17 protein-coding genes are annotated in these 15756 nt (G+C 72.7%); 11 read left to right on the top strand and 6 right to left on the bottom strand.

Annotated elements, in window-relative coordinates; genetic code table 11:
• Positions 1-16 precede the first annotated feature (16 nt).
• Positions 17-931, top strand: a complete 915-nt coding sequence (locus IEZ00_RS02025) for a MurR/RpiR family transcriptional regulator (protein ID WP_189221285.1) — start codon at positions 17-19, stop codon at positions 929-931.
• Complete coding sequence (gene murQ, locus IEZ00_RS02030) at positions 928-1860, top strand: N-acetylmuramic acid 6-phosphate etherase (protein WP_189221286.1); 933 nt, start codon at positions 928-930, stop codon at positions 1858-1860. Before IEZ00_RS02025 ends, murQ begins: the two co-directional genes overlap by 4 nt.
• Here murQ and IEZ00_RS02035 read toward each other — a convergent pair.
• Complete coding sequence (locus tag IEZ00_RS02035) at positions 1829-2278, bottom strand: Lrp/AsnC family transcriptional regulator (protein WP_209623645.1); 450 nt, start codon at positions 2276-2278, stop codon at positions 1829-1831. The genes murQ and IEZ00_RS02035 overlap by 32 nt on opposite strands.
• 106 nt (positions 2279-2384) lie before the next feature.
• Between IEZ00_RS02035 and IEZ00_RS02040 the strand changes: the two genes are divergently transcribed.
• Both IEZ00_RS02040 and kynU read left to right on the top strand, forming a co-directional pair.
• Entirely contained in the window at positions 2385-3206 is an 822-nt protein-coding gene (locus tag IEZ00_RS02040) for a tryptophan 2,3-dioxygenase (protein WP_189221287.1), read from the top strand.
• Positions 3203-4324: a kynureninase gene (gene kynU, locus IEZ00_RS02045; RefSeq protein WP_189221288.1), complete on the top strand. Its 1122-nt coding sequence runs from the start codon at positions 3203-3205 to the stop codon at positions 4322-4324. The genes IEZ00_RS02040 and kynU overlap by 4 nt, the downstream gene beginning before the upstream one ends.
• Before the next feature lie 127 nt (positions 4325-4451).
• Here the strand turns inward: kynU and IEZ00_RS02050 are convergent, their stop codons facing one another.
• Complete coding sequence (locus tag IEZ00_RS02050) at positions 4452-5174, bottom strand: Fic family protein (RefSeq protein ID WP_189221289.1); 723 nt, start codon at positions 5172-5174, stop codon at positions 4452-4454.
• A 91-nt stretch (positions 5175-5265) separates the two neighbouring features.
• On the opposite strand from IEZ00_RS02050, the gene IEZ00_RS02055 reads away from it, so the two are divergent.
• The 5 genes from IEZ00_RS02055 to IEZ00_RS02075 all read left to right on the top strand — a co-directional run bounded on the left by IEZ00_RS02055 (position 5266) and on the right by IEZ00_RS02075 (position 10828).
• The gene (locus IEZ00_RS02055) at positions 5266-5835 is read left to right on the top strand and encodes a GNAT family N-acetyltransferase (RefSeq protein ID WP_189221290.1); all 570 of its coding nucleotides are present in this window, start codon (positions 5266-5268) and stop codon (positions 5833-5835) included.
• A gap of 204 nt (positions 5836-6039) precedes the next feature.
• Positions 6040-8028 carry an acetate--CoA ligase gene (gene acs, locus IEZ00_RS02060; RefSeq protein WP_189221291.1) on the top strand — a complete coding sequence of 663 codons (1989 nt, stop codon included), beginning with the start codon at positions 6040-6042 and terminating at the stop codon, positions 8026-8028.
• Between the two features lie 194 nt (positions 8029-8222).
• Positions 8223-9371 carry a Na+/H+ antiporter NhaA gene (nhaA, locus tag IEZ00_RS02065; RefSeq protein WP_189221735.1) on the top strand — a complete coding sequence of 383 codons (1149 nt, stop codon included), beginning with the start codon at positions 8223-8225 and terminating at the stop codon, positions 9369-9371.
• 49 nt (positions 9372-9420) lie between these two features.
• Entirely contained in the window at positions 9421-9891 is a 471-nt protein-coding gene (locus IEZ00_RS02070; RefSeq protein ID WP_189221292.1) for a phage holin family protein, read from the top strand.
• A 10-nt stretch (positions 9892-9901) separates the two neighbouring features.
• A complete protein-coding gene (locus IEZ00_RS02075) occupies positions 9902-10828 on the top strand; it encodes an alpha/beta fold hydrolase (RefSeq protein ID WP_189221293.1) in 927 nt (308 codons plus the stop codon).
• Between the two features lie 287 nt (positions 10829-11115).
• Here the strand turns inward: IEZ00_RS02075 and IEZ00_RS02080 are convergent, their stop codons facing one another.
• Genes IEZ00_RS02080 through nth form a run of 4 tightly spaced genes read right to left on the bottom strand, consistent with a single transcriptional unit; the run spans position 11116 to position 14351 of the window.
• Complete coding sequence (locus tag IEZ00_RS02080) at positions 11116-12303, bottom strand: MarP family serine protease (protein WP_189221294.1); 1188 nt, start codon at positions 12301-12303, stop codon at positions 11116-11118.
• Positions 12304-12322: 19 nt separating this feature from the next.
• Positions 12323-12988: an NUDIX hydrolase gene (locus IEZ00_RS02085; protein WP_189221295.1), complete on the bottom strand. Its 666-nt coding sequence runs from the start codon at positions 12986-12988 to the stop codon at positions 12323-12325.
• Positions 12985-13584: a TlpA disulfide reductase family protein gene (locus IEZ00_RS02090; protein WP_189221296.1), complete on the bottom strand. Its 600-nt coding sequence runs from the start codon at positions 13582-13584 to the stop codon at positions 12985-12987. The genes IEZ00_RS02085 and IEZ00_RS02090 overlap by 4 nt, the downstream gene beginning before the upstream one ends.
• The gene (nth, locus tag IEZ00_RS02095) at positions 13581-14351 is read right to left on the bottom strand and encodes an endonuclease III (protein WP_189221297.1); all 771 of its coding nucleotides are present in this window, start codon (positions 14349-14351) and stop codon (positions 13581-13583) included. The genes IEZ00_RS02090 and nth overlap by 4 nt, the downstream gene beginning before the upstream one ends.
• Positions 14352-14459: 108 nt before the next feature.
• Between nth and IEZ00_RS02100 the strand changes: the two genes are divergently transcribed.
• Together IEZ00_RS02100 and IEZ00_RS02105 are read left to right on the top strand one after the other, a co-directional pair.
• Entirely contained in the window at positions 14460-14711 is a 252-nt protein-coding gene (locus tag IEZ00_RS02100; RefSeq protein ID WP_189221298.1) for a hypothetical protein, read from the top strand.
• A 194-nt stretch (positions 14712-14905) separates the two neighbouring features.
• Positions 14906-15580, top strand: coding sequence for a Crp/Fnr family transcriptional regulator (locus IEZ00_RS02105; protein WP_015097742.1), 675 nt, complete (start codon positions 14906-14908; stop codon positions 15578-15580).
• The last annotated feature ends 176 nt before the right edge of the window (positions 15581-15756 follow it).

The following is a 15756-nucleotide window of genomic DNA, read 5'->3' on the forward strand; positions in this document are numbered from 1 at the left end:
TTAGTAAGTTTCCCACGTGGCCACCGAAAGCACCGACACCAGCCCCCTGGTGAAGATCCGCTCCCTGCTGCCCGGCCTGGCCCGAGCGGAGCAGCGGGTCGCCAAGGTCGTGCTGGACAACCCGGCGACCGTCGCGCACCGCAGCATCACCGAGGTCGCCGAGGCCGCGGGCACCAGCGAGACCACGGTGACCCGGTTCTGCAAGGCCATCGGCGTCGGCGGCTACCCGGAGCTGCGCATCGCGCTGGCCGCCGACACCGCCCGCACCGCCGCCCGCACCGACCGCGACCTCGGCGGCGACATCGGCCCCGGCGACGACCTGCGGCAGGTGGTGGGCAAGGTGGCCTTCGCCGACGCCCGCGCGGTCGAGGAGACCGCCGAGCAGCTCGACGTCGACACGCTGGAAGCGGTCGTCGAAGCGGTCGCGGGCGCGGGCCGGGTGGACGTCTACGGCTTCGGCGCCAGCGCGTTCGTCGCCTTCGACCTGCAGCAGAAGCTGCACCGCATCGGCCGCACCTGCTTCGCCTGGAACGACACCCACATCGCGCTGACCTCGGCCGCGGTGCTCAGCGGGGCGGACGTGGCGGTGGGCATCTCGCACACCGGCTCCACCGCCGAGACCGTCGAAGCGCTGCGGGTGGCCAAGCAGCACGGCGCGACCACGGTGGCGCTGACCAACTTCCCCCGCTCGCCGATCACCGAGGTCGCCGACCACGTGCTGACCACGGCGGCGCGCGAGACCACGTTCCGCTCCGGCGCGATGGCCAGCCGCATCGCCCAGCTCACGATCATCGACTGCCTGTTCATCGGGGTCGCCCAGCGGCACGTGGACAGCGCCAAGACCGCGCTGGAGGCCACCTACGACGCGGTGGCCGGGCACCGCCTGGGCAGCAGGCCGGACGGCAGGCGGCGCAGGGAGGCGGGTAAGTGACCTCACCCCCGAACGGTGTCGCGGTCCGGGTCGACTCCCCCACCGAGGCGCGCAACCCGCGGACCGAGGACATCGACCGGGTGTCCACGCTGGAGGTGCTCCGGCTGATCAACCAGGAGGACCGGCAGGTCCCCGACGCGGTGGCCGCCGTGCTGCCGGAGCTGGCGCGGGCCGTGGACCTGGCGGTGGCGGCGCTGCACGGCGGCGGCCGGGTGCACTACGTGGGCGCGGGCACCTCGGGCAGGCTGGCCACGCTGGACGCCGCCGAGCTGCCGCCCACGTTCAACGCCCCGCCGGAGTGGTTCGTCGCCCACCACGCGGGCGGCGCGGAGGCGCTGGTCCGCGCGGTGGAGAACGCCGAGGACGAGGCGGCGGGCGGCGCGGCGGAGATCCGCAGGCACGCCGCCCCCGGCGACCTGGTGCTGGGCGTGACGGCGTCGGGCCGCACCCCGTTCGTGGTCGCCGCGCTGGAGCAGGCGCGCGCCCTGGGCGCCCGCACCGTGCTGGTGTCGAACAACCCCGACGCCGCGCCGGTCGACGTGGACGTGCTGATCGCGCTGGACACCGGCCCGGAGGCCATCGCCGGGTCCACCCGGATGAAGGCGGGCAGCTCGCAGAAGCTGGTGCTGACCTCGTTCTCCACCGCGGTGATGGTCAAGCTCGGCCGTACCTACTCCAACCTCATGGTGTCCATGCGGGCCACCAACGCCAAGCTGCGCGGGCGCACCGTGCGCATCCTGCGGGAGGCGACCGGCCTGGCCGAGCCGGAGTGCACCGCCGCGCTGGCCGAGGCGGACGGCGACCTGAAGGTGGCGCTGGTGCGCCTGCTCTCCGGCGTGCCGACCGCGCGCGCCGCCGAGGTGCTGGCCGCCGCCCACGGCCACGTCCGGCAGGCGCTCAGCCTGTTGGGACCGGGCGCCACGGGATAGGCGTCGACAGCACCATCGCGCTGGAGGTCTCGCCGTAGCCGCCGAGGCGGACCAGCAGGCGCTCCAGCTCGCTGATCGTGGTGGTGACGACCTTGACCACCGAGCAGATGTCGCCGGTCAGCCGCTGCACCTCGACCACTTCCGGGCAGTCGTCGAGCAACTCCGGGTGCACCGTGATGCACCGGGGGCCGTAGCACTTCATCCGCACCAGGGCGACCACCGGGCGGCCCACCGCCGTCGGGTCCACGGTGGCCCGGTAGCCGGTGATCACGCCCGCGTTCTCCAGCCTGCGCACCCGCTGCGCCACCGTCGGCGGCGACACGTGCACGCGCCGCGCCAGCTCGTTGTAGGACAGCCGCGCGTCCTCCTGCAGGGCGTCCAGCAGCGCCCGGTCCACCGCGTCCAGCTCCGTGCTCACGAATGAAAACTCCCGCCCGTCATGACTTTCCGAATGATAGAAGAACGGGCTTCGCAGGCACTTGATGGCCATTCAGCCGACGTGGAATCGCAGGCATCATGACGTCATGGAACAGACCTGCCCCGTAGCCCCGAAGCTGGACTTCGGGGGCACCACGCCGTACGAGGACTACGTGCACGCCTCGGTGCTGCACTCCCTGCAGCAGCAGGCTTCCGACGACCCGCGTGAGATGTCGTTCCTGGTCATCACCCAGATCATGGAGCTGTACTTCGGGCTGCTCTGCTTCGAGTGGCGGCAGGCGCAGAGCGAGCTGCGCGCCGACGACCTGCGCGCCGCCGTGCGCACCCTGCGCCGCAGCGACCTGCACATGCAGGCGTTGAACGCGGCCTGGCGGCCGATCGCCCGGATGACGCCCGCGGAGTTCAACTCCTTCCGGGACGCCCTCGGGGAGGGCTCGGGCTTCCAGTCCGGCCGCTACCGCGAGGTGGAGTTCCTGCTCGGCGAGAAGTCGCGCTCGATGCTGGTGCCGCACCGCGCCGCGCCCCGGCAGCACGCCGCGCTGGAGGCGCTGCTGCACGAGCCCAGCCTGTACGACGACGTGCTCGCCGCCCTGCACCGGCAGGGCCTGCCGGTCCCGGCCGAGGTGCTGGCGCGCGACGTCTCCCAGCCCTACGAGCCGCACCCCGACGTCGAGCGGGTGTGGACCGGGATCTACCGCGACGGCTCCCGCGACCTGCTGGAACTGGGCGAGGCGCTGACCGACATCGCCGAGGAGTTCGCCCGGTGGCGCTACGACCACCTGCTGGCCACCCGGCGCTCGATGGGCGCCAAGGTCGGCACCGGCGGGTCAGCGGGCGTGGCGTGGCTGGAGAAGCGCACCCAGCGGTCGGTGTTCCCGGAGCTGTGGACCGCCAGGAGCTACGTGTGAACGACCCGCTGGCGCACGTCCGCGCGCTGTTCGACCTCGACGACGACGTGGTCTACCTGGACGGCAACTCGCTGGGCGCGCCCCCGCGCGCGGTGGCCGAGCGGATGGCGCACGTGGTGCGCCACCAGTGGGGGCGCAGGCTGATCCGCGGCTGGTCCGAGGGCTGGTGGGAGGCCCCGCAGCGGGTCGGCGACCGGATCGGGCGGCTGGTCGGCGCCGCGCCGGGCCAGGTGGTGGTGGCCGACTCCACCAGCGTCAACCTGTTCAAGGCGCTGATGGCGGCGGCGCGGGGTTCGGACCGGGCGGAGATCGTGGTCGACGCGGGCACCTTCCCCACCGACGGCTACCTCGCGCGGTCGGTGGCCGAGCTGACCGGCCTGGCGCTGCGGTCCGCGCCGCCGGACCGGCTGGAGCTGACCGAGCGGACCGCGGTGGTGCTGCTCAACCACGTCGACTACCGCACCGGGCGGCTGCTGGACATGGCCGCGCTGACCGAGCGGGCGCACGCCGTGGGCGCCAAGGTGGTGTGGGACCTGTGCCACAGCGTGGGCGTGCTGCCGATCGAGCTGGACGCGCTGGGCGTGGACCTGGCGGTGGGCTGCACGTACAAGTTCCTCAACGGCGGCCCCGGCTCGCCCGCGTTCCTCTACGTGCCGACCGCCGCGCAGCCGTCGTTCGAGCAGCCGCTGACCGGGTGGAACGGGCACCGCGAGCCGTTCGCGATGGCCGAGGACTACCGGCCCGACCCCGGCGTGGCGCGAGCCCGCGTCGGCACCCCGGACATCCTCTCGCTGCTGGCGCTGGACGCCGCGCTGGACGTGTGGGACGGGGTGGCGCTGGCCGACGTGCGGGCCAAGGGCCTGGCGCTGACCGCGCACTTCATGGCGCTGGTGGAGGACCTGTCGGGCATCGAGGTGATCACCCCGAGGGATGAGTGGCGCGGTCACCAGGTGTCGCTGCGGCACCCCGAGGCGCGGCGGTTGACCGGTGAGCTGGCCGACCGCCAGGTCATCGGCGACCACCGCCCCCCGGACGTGCTGCGCTTCGGCTTCGCCCCGCTCTACAACACCTTCGACGAGACCGAACGCGCCGCCACCACCCTCGCCAAGCTGCTCTGAGCGTCTGCAAGTACTACCCGACCGCTGTTCTGGGGCACCTGACTACTACCCGGGACCAGGCCGGGTGGTGCTGAGCCGGGTAGTAGTCAGCGGCCCGTTCTCCCGGGTCGGGTAGTACTTGCAGGCGTCAGGAGGTGGCGTCGGCGATGCCGCGGGCTTCGCGGGCACCCGCTTCCAGGGCGGCGCACCAGAACAGGACCCAGCGGGCCACGCCTTCGGGGTCGCCGGTGGAGAAGTCGTGCAGGGCGGCGTCGTACTCGGTCTGCTTGCGCAGGCAGTGCACCTCGGGCACGCCCAGCGACTTGGGGTCGAGGCCGGAGGCGATGGAGGCCAGCCGCGACGCGGCGCGGGCGACCACGCCGTTGGCGGTGCCGAACGGCGACAGCGCCATCAGCTCGCCGTGCACCACGGCCACCAGCAGCGGGCCCGGCACCCGCGTGCCGCCGGTGACCAGGCCCGCGAGCAGGTCCAGCCGCTCGGACACGCCCGGCGCCAGGCGCGGCCTGCCCAGCTCGCCGCCCAGGTCCGCGCCCGCGAGCACGTGCAGCCTGGCCAGCGCCTGCAGCGGCGCGCGCTGCCAGGTGGGCAGGACGACGCCCAGCGCCTCGGCCACCCGCAGCGAACCCGCCAGCACGGGGTCGACGACCGCGCCGTCCTCGGGAATCCGGGTGGGGCCGCCGTCCAGGGCGGCGGAGGCGCGGGCGGCGCGCACGGACGCCTCGGCGGCGGTGGTCGCCCAGCCGCGCAGGTTCACCCGGTGCCGGTGCACCTGGAAGACGGCGTCGCGGGCCGCCGCCACGGCGTCGGTCACACCGGGCAGGTTCAGCAGCGGGGCGAGCGGGTCGGTCACCCGGAAAACACTACCCGCCGGTAAGTGGATATTCGAAAATGGCCGGAATTGGCTGTTCCAGATGTCCACTTGGCGACCTACCGTCGCAAGCATGACCTGGTACGACCGCCCCGTGCTGACCGGCCCGCCCGTCCGCCTCGAACCGCTCACCCTGCGCCACACCGAGGGCCTGCTCGCGGCGGGGAAGGACCCGGACACCTGGACGTGGCTGAGCACCCGGCAGCCGACCGACCTGCCCGCGATGCGGCGCTACGTCGAAGCCGCGCTGGCCGACCCCGCGCGCCTGTCGTGGGCCCAGGTCGACCCGGCCACCGGCGAGGTCGCGGGCACCACCTCGTACTACGAGATCGACACCAAGCACCGAGGGCTGTGGATCGGCCACACCTGGATCGGCACGCGCTGGCAGCGCACCGGCCTGAACACGGGCGCGAAGCTGCTGCTGATGACCCGCGCGTTCGAGGAGCTGGGCGCGTTGCGGGTGGGCTGGCACACGGACGTGCGCAACCAGCGGTCGCAACGGGCGATCGAACGACTGGGGGCTGTGCGCGAGGGCGTTCTGCGGCACCATCGCATCCGTCCGGACGGGACGCTGCGCGACACCGTCGTCTACTCGGTCACCGCCGAGGAGTGGCCCGCGGTGAAGACACGATTGAGTGAGTGATGGGCATCACCTCTGTGCCGCTGGTCGCATGTGAGGTGTCGTTTAGCGGAACCGCACTGGTCAGCGCCCTCCCCTGCGGGTTACACAGTTACCCACGCGTTTCACCCCCGCCGAAATTGGTCTGAACCTATTGGGTGCGCAGTGAGCCGCACCGCACTACGTTCGGTGCGCACCCACGGCCAGGACTCAGGAGGTCTGCCCACCATGACCCAGCCGCAAGCCCAGGGACCGGCCCTGGACAACCTGCTGACCGAGAACCGGACGTTCCCGCCTGGCGAGGAGTTCGCCGCCCAGGCCAACGCCACCGCCGCGCTCTACGACGAGGCGCTGGCGGACCGCGAGGCGTTCTGGGCGAAGCAGGCGGAGCGGCTGACCTGGGACACCAAGTGGACGCAGGTGCTGGACTGGTCGAACGCCCCGTTCGCCAAGTGGTTCGTCGGCGGCAAGCTCAACGTCGCCTACAACTGCGTCGACCGGCACGTCGAAGCCGGTCACGGCGACCAGGTCGCCATCCACTGGGAGGGCGAGCCGGGCGACAGCCGCGCCATCACCTACGCCGAGCTCCAGCGCGAGGTGTCCAAGGCCGCCAACGCGCTGACCTCCCTGGGCGTGGGCGCCGAGGACCGGGTGGCGATCTACATGCCGATGGTGCCCGAGGCGATCTTCGCCATGCTGGCCTGCGCCCGCGTCGGCGCGATGCACAGCGTGGTCTTCGGCGGCTTCTCCGCCGAGGCGCTGCGCACCCGCGTCGAGGACTCCCAGGCCAAGCTGGTGATCACCACCGACGGCCAGTACCGGCGCGGCAAGCCCGCGCCGCTCAAGCCCGCCGTGGACGAGGCCGTGGCCAACGCAGGCAGCGTCGAGCACGTCCTGGTGGTCAAGCGGACCGACACCGAGGTGTCCTGGACCGAGGGCCGCGACCTGTGGTGGCACGACGTCGTCGACGCCCAGTCCGACCAGCACACCCCGCAGGCGTTCGACTCCGAGCACCCGCTGTTCATCCTCTACACCTCGGGCACCACGGGTAAGCCGAAGGGCATCCTGCACACCGCGGGCGGCTACCTCGTGCAGACCGCGTACACGCACTACAACGTGTTCGACCTCAAGCCGGACACCGACGTGTACTGGTGCACCGCCGACATCGGCTGGGTCACCGGGCACAGCTACATCGTCTACGGCCCGCTGGCCAACCGCGTCACCCAGGTCGTCTACGAGGGCACGCCCAACACCCCGCACGAGGGCCGCCACTGGGAGATCATCCAGAAGTACGGCGTGTCGATCTACTACACCGCGCCCACGCTGATCCGCACCTTCATGAAGTGGGGCGCGGACATCCCCGCCCAGTACGACCTGTCCTCGCTGCGCGTGCTGGGCAGCGTGGGCGAGCCGATCAACCCCGAGGCGTGGATCTGGTACCGGGAGACCATCGGCGCGGGCAAGACCCCCGTCGTGGACACCTGGTGGCAGACCGAGACCGGCGCCATCATGATCTCCCCGCTGCCCGGCGTGGTGGACACCAAGCCCGGCTCCGCGCAGCGCCCGCTGCCCGGCATCGGCGCGAAGGTCGTCGACGACCAGGGCGTCGAGGTCGCCAAGGGCGGCGGCGGCTACCTGGTGCTCGACCAGCCGTGGCCGTCGATGCTGCGCGGCATCTGGGGCGACGACGAGCGCTACCGCGACACCTACTGGTCCCGGTTCGCCGAGCAGGGCTACTACTTCGCGGGCGACGGCGCGAAGTACGACGCCGACGGCGACATCTGGCTGCTGGGCCGGGTGGACGACGTGATGAACGTGTCCGGCCACCGGATCTCCACCACCGAGGTGGAGTCGGCGCTGGTGTCCCACCCGACCGTGGCCGAGGCCGCCGTGGTGGGCGCGTCCGACCCGACCACCGGGCAGGGCATCGTGGCGTTCGTCATCCTGCGCGGCGGCGTGGCGCAGGACGAGGCCAAGGGCGAGGAGGCGATCAAGGCGCTGCGCGACCACGTGGCCAAGGAGATCGGCCCGATCGCCAAGCCCAGGCAGATCATGGTCGTGCCCGAGCTGCCCAAGACCCGCTCCGGCAAGATCATGCGCCGCCTGCTGCGCGACGTGGCGGAGAACCGGCAGATCGGCGACGTCACCACGCTGGCCGACTCGTCGGTGATGGAGCTCATCTCCAGCGGCCTGCAGTCGGGCAAGGGCGAGGACTGAGCACGGAGAACCGAGCACGGAGAACCGAGCACGCCGGAACGGGGTGTCCCGCACTGCGCGGGGCACCCCGTTCCGGTTAGGGTGGTCGGCGGTGTGCCGGGAAGTCTGGTCGGCGAGTGGTTCCGCCGACCCCTGGAGTTGACGACTTGACCCGCGCCCAGCGTCCCGTCGCCGAGTTCGCCCGCTACCTGCGCATGGAGACCGTCGGCGGCGTGGTGCTGCTGGCCGCCACCGCCGTCGCGCTGCTCATGGCCAACTCGCCGCTGCGCGAGGTCTACACGGCGGTGCGCGACTTCCACGTGGGACCGGAGTCGCTGCACCTGAGCCTGAGCGTCGGCGACTGGGCCAAGGACGGGCTGCTGGCCATCTTCTTCTTCGTCGCGGGCCTGGAGCTCAAGCGCGAACTGGTCGTCGGGGAGCTGAGCGACTTCAAAGCCGCCCTCCTGCCCGTGGTGGCGGCGGTCGGCGGCATGGTCGTGCCCGCGGTGATCGCGCTGGCCGTGGGCTGGGGCCACCCCGGCGTGGAGCGGGCCTGGGCCATCCCGGTGGCCACCGACATCGCCTTCGCCCTCGGCGTGCTCGCCATCACCGCCTCCGGCCTGCCCAGCAGCCTGCGGGTGTTCCTGCTCAGCCTGGCCGTGGTCGACGACCTCGGCGCGATCATCCTCATCGCGGTGCTGTTCACCGCCCAGTTCAACGTGTTGGCGGCGGTCGCCGCGGTGGCGCTGCTCGCCCTGTACGCCTACCTCCAGCACCGCCGGATCACCACGCCGTGGCTGTACGTGCCGATCGCGGTGGGCACGTGGGTCGCGGTGCACGCGGCGGGCATCCACGCCACCATCGCGGGCGTCGCGCTGGCGCTGCTCACCCGCGTGCGCAAGGACCCCCACGAGCGCGAGGCCCCCGCGCTGCGCCTGGAGCACCGCCTCCAGCCGTGGTCGGCGGGCCTGGCCGTGCCGGTGTTCGCGCTGTTCGCGGCGGGCGTGCCGGTCGGCGCCGAAGCGCTGCGCGGGGTCTTCGCCGACCCGCTGGCGCTGGGCGTCGTGCTCGGCCTGGTGGTGGGCAAGGTGGTCGGCATCCTGGGCGCGTCGGCGCTGGCGGTGCTGTTCAAGATGGCCGTGTGGCCCAGCGGCGCGGGCCCGCGCGACCTCGCGGCGGTGGCCGTGCTCGGCGGCGTCGGCTTCACGGTGAGCCTGCTCATCGCCGAGCTGGCGCTGGACGGCGCCACCGCCGAGCGCGCCAAGGCGGCCGTGCTGCTGGCCTCGCTGATCGCCTCGCTGCTGGCCGCCGTGCTGCTGGTGCGCCGCAGCCGGGTGCACCGGCGGGCGGCCTCGGGCGGCTGATCCCCCCGGTCGGGCGGCCTCGCGCCCGCGTGCATGGCACGATGAGCCGGTGACCACCGCGAGGGACAACACCAACGGCTCCGGGCTGCCACCTGTTCCGTCGATCCCGCTGACCGCGGAGAGCGCCGCCTCGATCGCCGGGGAAACCTCGATCGGCGGCCTCGTGCGCGACGCCACGGCCCACATGTCCACGCTGATCAGGGCAGAGGTCGAACTGGCCAAGTCCGAGGTGGCCGGCGAGCTGAAGAAGGGCGTCAAGGGCAGCGTCTACTTCATCGTGGCGCTGACCGTGCTGCTGTTCAGCTCGTTCTTCTTTTTCTTCTTCGCCGCCGAGCTGCTGTCGGTGTGGCTGTACCGCTGGTTCTCGTTCCTGCTGGTGTTCCTGCTGATGCTGGCCACGGCGGGCTTCTTCGCTCTGCTGGGCGTGCGCAAGGTCAAGCGCCTGCGCGCCCCGCAGCGCACCATCGACTCGGCCAGGGACACCGTCGCGGCGATCCGGCACCGCGGCGACGGCCACTGACCCCGGCGCCGTGCGGCTCCCCCCGGACCCGTCCACGACGAGGGTCCCCGGCCCGTGGGCGCACCGCGACGTGTCGGCCAACGGCATCCGCCTGCACGTGGCGGAGCTCGGCGACGGGCCGCTGGTGCTGCTGCTGCACGGCTTCCCGCAGTTCTGGTGGGCGTGGCGGCACCAGCTGACCGCGCTGGCCGCGGCGGGCTACCGCGCGGTCGCGGTCGACCTGCGCGGCTACGGCGACTCGGACAAACCCCCGCGCGGCTACGACGGGTTCACCCTGGCCGGTGACGTCGCCGGGCTGGTCAAGGCGCTGGGCGCACCTCGGGCGCACCTGGTCGGCCACGCCTGGGGCGGGATGCTGGCCTGGACGGTGGGCGCGATGCACCCGCGCCTGGTGCACTCGGTCACCGCGATCTCCGCCCCGCACCCGCTGGCGCTGCGCCGCGCGGTCCGCAAGGACCCGCGCGGACAGGGCAAGGCGCTGGGTCACCTGTTCCGGTTCCAGCTGCCGGTCTACCCGGAGCGCAAGCTCACCGCCGACGACGGCGCGGCCGTCGAGGCCCTGCTGCGCGAGTGGTCCGGCCCCAAGTGGACGGTCGCGCCGGAGTTCGACGAAGTGGTGCGGCGCAACCGCGAAGCCGTGCTGGTGCCCGGCGTGGCGCACAGCGCGCTGGAGTACTACCGGTGGGCGGTGCGCTCCCTGCTGCGCAGCGACGGCAGGCGGTTCGCCGAGGCCGTGTCCCAGCGGCTGACCGCGCCCGTGCTCCAGCTGCACGGGGCGCTGGACCCGGTGATGCTCGCCCGGACCGCCCTGGACTCGGCCGACTGGCGCGGTCCGGGGTCGGTGTACCGGTGCGTGCAGGAAGTGGGCCACTTCCCCCACCAGGAAGCCCCCCAGACCACCACCGGGATGATCACCGACTTCCTGGCCGGGCTGTAGCGGTTCGCAGGGAGTAGGGGTCTAAAAGCGGCGCTCGCCGCGCGCGCAGCCCTGGTGCGTGGGCAAGTACTACCCGACGGGGTTGGCGGGGCCGTTAACTACTGCCCGAGGGGCGCGGAAGCGCCGGTCAGGGCGCGGAAGCGTGGGTCGGGGCGCGCGAATGTTGAATTCGGGGTGTCTGGAGGTTCGACTCGCGGGGGTGACACGCCCAACACGCCCATAGGTGGGTGACGCCGGGGGCGGGCGTGGTGGGCATCGTGCGAGGCCGCGCCGGGGGTGGGGCGGTTCTACACGGCGCAGGTCTGGGTGGAGACGCGGCGGACCAGGTTGGGGGCCTTGGCGACTTCTTCGGCGACTTCCTGGGCGGTCAGCACGAAGCCGGTTTCCTGGTCGTCCACGGCGGCGCCGAACACCACGCCCATGACGCGGCCCTGGGGGTCCACCAGCGGGCCGCCGGAGTTGCCGCTGCGGACCTTCGCGCGGACCGTGTAGACGTCCCTGGTGACGGTCTGGGCGTCGTAGATGTCCGGGCCGCGCAGCATCTGGATGCGTTCGCGCACGCGCGCCTCGGAGGCCGTGTAGGGGCCGTCGAGAGGGTAGCCCAGGACGATGCCGTCCTCGCCCTGCCGGATCTCGTCGCTGCGGAACCGCAGGGGCGCCGCGTTGAGGTCGGGCACGGCCAGGATCGCGATGTCGGTCTGCGGGTCGTAGTGCACCACCGTGGCGTCGAACTGGCCCCGGCCGACCTCCACGACCACCTCGCTGGTGCCCGCCACGACGTGCGCGTTGGTCATCACGCGCTCGGGGGAGATGACGAAGCCGGTGCCCTCCAGCGCCCGCGAGCACGACGGCGCCCGGCCGCGCACCTTCAGCACGCTGGGGCGCAGGTCCTGGACCACGGGGTTGCCGCTCAGCGTCGGGTCGGGCGGGCCGACGTCCTTGAGCGGGGTGCGGTTGAACGGGTCCATCGCGGCGGGGAAGCCGGAGACGTCGAAGAGGTTCTGCAGGTCCTGCGAGAGGGTGCGGGCGGCCTGCGGCATGGTGTCGTTGACCGTGGACAGGATGACCGACTGGTTCAGCGCCTTGGCCAGCGACGGCAGGCCCGCCACCGCGGTCAGCGGCAGGGCGATCATCCAGGCCACCACGAACACGACCGCGCCCTGCACGATCGCGCCCAGCGCGTTGTCCGCGCCGCGCAGCGGACCGGAGTTGATCTTCGGCTTGATCGTGCGGCCGGTGTAGACGCCCAGCGTCTCGCCCAGCGCGACGAGCAGGACCACGATGCCGACCGCGAAGACCACCTTGGTCACCACGTTGTCGAACCGGGCCACCACCAGCGGCGCGACCTGGGTGCCCAGCACCAGGCCGAGCAGCACCCCGACGAACGCGGGCAGGGCGACCACCATGCCCTGCCGCGCGCCCGAGACCGCGGCGAACGCGGCGAGCGCCAGCACCAGCAGGTCTACCCAGTTCACGCCCTACCTCCACCCGGCGCTAAGTAGCAGCGCGCAGCGCTAGTTCCAGATCACGCACGTCGGAGGTGTCCCACGGGCGTTCCCAGCCCCCCAGCGCGAGCAGCCCGTCGAGCAGCCCGGCCGTGAAGCCCCACACCAACATGCCAGGAGCGGAGAAGGCGGGGCCGGAGTAGCCCGAGGAGTGGCGCACCCGGAACCGGTTCGCCGGGTCGGCCAGGTGCGCGATCGGCACCCGCGCCACCGCGGCGGTCTCCGCCGGGTCCACCGGCGCGACCGGCGAGGGCTGGTCCCAGTGCGCCAGCACCGGGGTCACCAGGAACCGGGACACCGGCACGTGCAGCTCGGGCAGCAGCGCCACCGGCCGCACCCCCTCGCGCAGCACGCCGGTCTCCTCGAACGCCTCGCGCAGCGCGGTGTCCACCGGCCCGTCGTCCTCCGGGTCGGCCGCCCCACCGGGGAAGGCCACCTGGCCGGGGTGCGAGCCCAGGGTGTCCGCGCGGCGCAGCAGCAGCACGTCGGGACCGTCCTGGCCCTCGCCGAGCAGGATCAGCACGGCGGCGGGCCTGGCGGTGCCCGGCGGGGGCGGCGGCACGCGGGTGAACGCGCGCGCGTCGATCTCCGCCGTGGCCTTGACCAGCCGGGACATCCACTCCGGGAGGTCACCCGGTTCGACCTGCGCGGTCATCCGACCACCTCGCGCACCTGCTCCACCGAGGTGAACACGGTCGGGTCGGTCACCAGCCGCGACGAGCCGTCCGCCGCGAGCACCACGCTGGCGGGCAGCGCGTTGGGCGCGTGCAGCGCCCTGCGCACCGCGTCCGCTTCGTCGACCACCGAGGGCAGGCGCACGCCGAGGTCCGCGAGCAGTTCCAGGCCGTCCTCCTCCTTGCTCCGCACCTGCACCGCGAGGACCGGCACGGAGCCGGGCTGCCGGGCGTACTCGTCCAGCACGCGCAGTTCCTCACGACAGGGAACGCACCAGGGGGCCCAGAAGTTCACCAGAGCCCGTCCGGACAGCGCCGAGGCCACGTCCACGGTGCCGCCGTCGCTCATGCACACCGCGGTGACGCCCCGCAGCTGCGGGGGGCCGCCCTCGCCGCGCGGGCACGGCCGCAGCGCGGCCCGGTCGCGCGCCTGGCGCACGTCCTCGGGCGAGGCCGTGGTGCGCTGGCTGCGCGGCACCTCAGGGGTGGGTTCGTCGGGCGTGCGGGGCCACAGGGCGACCACGCCCGCGATCGCCAGGACCAGGACGACGACCGACCACCGAGCCGCGGAGCTCACCCCAGCTTCTCCCCCGCCCGGACCCGCTCGGCCAGTGCGATCAGGTGCTCGGCCTCCTCGCCCTTGACCAGCTTGGCGGCCTTGTCCGGGTCGACCTGGCCGATGCCGTAGGAGGGGCACAGCGGCGCGAGCAGGCAGGCCCCGCACGCGGGCGTGCGGGCGTGGCAGACCCGGCGGCCGTGGAAGATCACCCGGTGGGAGGCGATGGTCCAGTCCTTGCGCTCGATCAGCGCGCCCACCGCGTGCTCGACCTTGACCGGGTCCTCCTCCTCGGTCCACCCCCACCGGCGCACCAGGCGGCCGAAGTGGGTGTCGACGGTGATGCCCGGCACGCCGAAGGCGTCGCCGAGCACCACGTTCGCGGTCTTGCGGCCGACGCCGGGCAGCGTCACCAGGTCGGCCTGCCTGCCGGGCACCTGGCCGTCGAAGCGCTCCACCAGCGCCGCGCCCAGGCCCATCAGCGAGGTGGCCTTGTTGCGGAAGAAGCCGGTGGGCCGGATCAGCTCCTCCAGCTCGGTCCGGTCGGCGCCCGCGTAGTCGGCGGCGGTGCGGTAGCGCCGGAACAGCGCGGGCGTGACCTCGTTGACCCGCTTGTCCGTGCACTGGGCCGACAGCACGACCGCGACCAGCAGTTCCAGCGGGTTGGTGAAGTTCAGCTCGCAGTGCGCGCCGGGGTAGCCCTCGGCGAGGACGCGGACCGTGCGGCGGGCCCGGCGCACCAGCCCGAGCCGGGTCTCCTGGGTTTGGCGGCGGGTGGCGGGGGGCACGCAACCAATGTACGGGCGCACACGTCCTCCACTCGAAGCGGCTCGACACGCCGGACAAAGGACCCTGCCACCGCACCGGGTGACCGGATGCGCGAGGATCGGAGCATCATGACTGCCTGGTTCGTCATCGCCGTTCCGATCGTGATCATGTTCTTCGCGCTCTTCATGGAGCGCGTGGAAGCCCGTCTGCGGCACGTGGCCGTGCAGGAGGACGAAGTCGAGGAGTTCCTGGAGTCGGCCCGGCCGGACGAGGTCAGGGCTCTCTACGGGCACGGCATCGGCCGCGCGCTGGAGCTGTTCCGGCTGCGCAGGCTGGGCGGTCGTGCCAGGAACCTGCGACAGCGGCGGCCCCGCCGCTAGCAGGACCGACGGCGAGGCCCTCGGGACGTTCCCGCGGGCCTCTTCGGGCTGTCCGGGCTGCTGGTGGGTGGCGTGCCGAACGGCGCTTCCCGCCACAGCCCTTAGACTGCACCCAGTGATCGGCGGCAGGCGCTGATCCGCCATAAGGCGGAACGCGCTCAACCATGCCGCCGCGTCTCGACAGGAGGGACGAGGTGGACGAGACCCTGGCCCGCGCGGGCATCTTCCAGGGGGTTGAACCGGCTGCAGCGGAGGCACTGGCGCAGACGCTGGAGTCCGTTGAATTCCCGCGTGGCCATGTGATCTTCGCGGAAGGCGAGCCGGGCGACCGGCTCTACATCATCCAGTCCGGCAAGGTGAAGATCGGCCGGAAGTCGCCGGACGGGCGGGAGAACCTGCTGGGGATCTTCGGCCCGTCGGACATGTTCGGCGAGCTGTCGATCTTCGACCCCGGTCCGCGCACGTCCACCGCCACGACGGTGACCGAGGTGCGCGCGGTGAGCATGGACCGCCCCGCGCTGCGGCAGTGGATCACCAACCGGCCGGAGATCGCCGAGCAGCTGCTGAGGGCGCTGGCCCGCAGGCTGCGCCGGACGAACTCCATGCTGGCCGACCTGATCTTCACGGACGTGCCCGGCCGGGTGGCCAAGGCGCTGCTGCAGCTGGCGCAGCGCTTCGGCAGCCAGGAGGCGGGCCTGCTGCGGGTCACCCACGACCTGACGCAGGAGGAGATCGCCCAGTTCGTCGGCGCGTCGCGGGAAACGGTGAACAAGGCCCTCGCCGACTTCGCCCACCGCGGCTGGCTGCGCCTGGAGGGCAAGAGCGTGCTCATCCTCGACCCCGAGCGCCTCGCTCGCCGGGCCAGGTAGCGGCACGACAACCGCACCAGCCCACCCCGCTCCAGCAGCGCGGTTCCGGGTGGGCACCACGCGAGGCCGCGTCGGCCTGTCGGGATGCCTTTCGAAAAGATCACGCCCTTCGATTTTTCCGAAACGCGTCCCGATGGGCCGACTTCCAGGCGGCCGAGCCCGACCCGGCGGAGCCG

Source organism: Saccharothrix coeruleofusca, assembly GCF_014648515.1.
Lineage (GTDB): Bacteria > Actinomycetota > Actinomycetes > Mycobacteriales > Pseudonocardiaceae > Actinosynnema > Actinosynnema coeruleofuscum.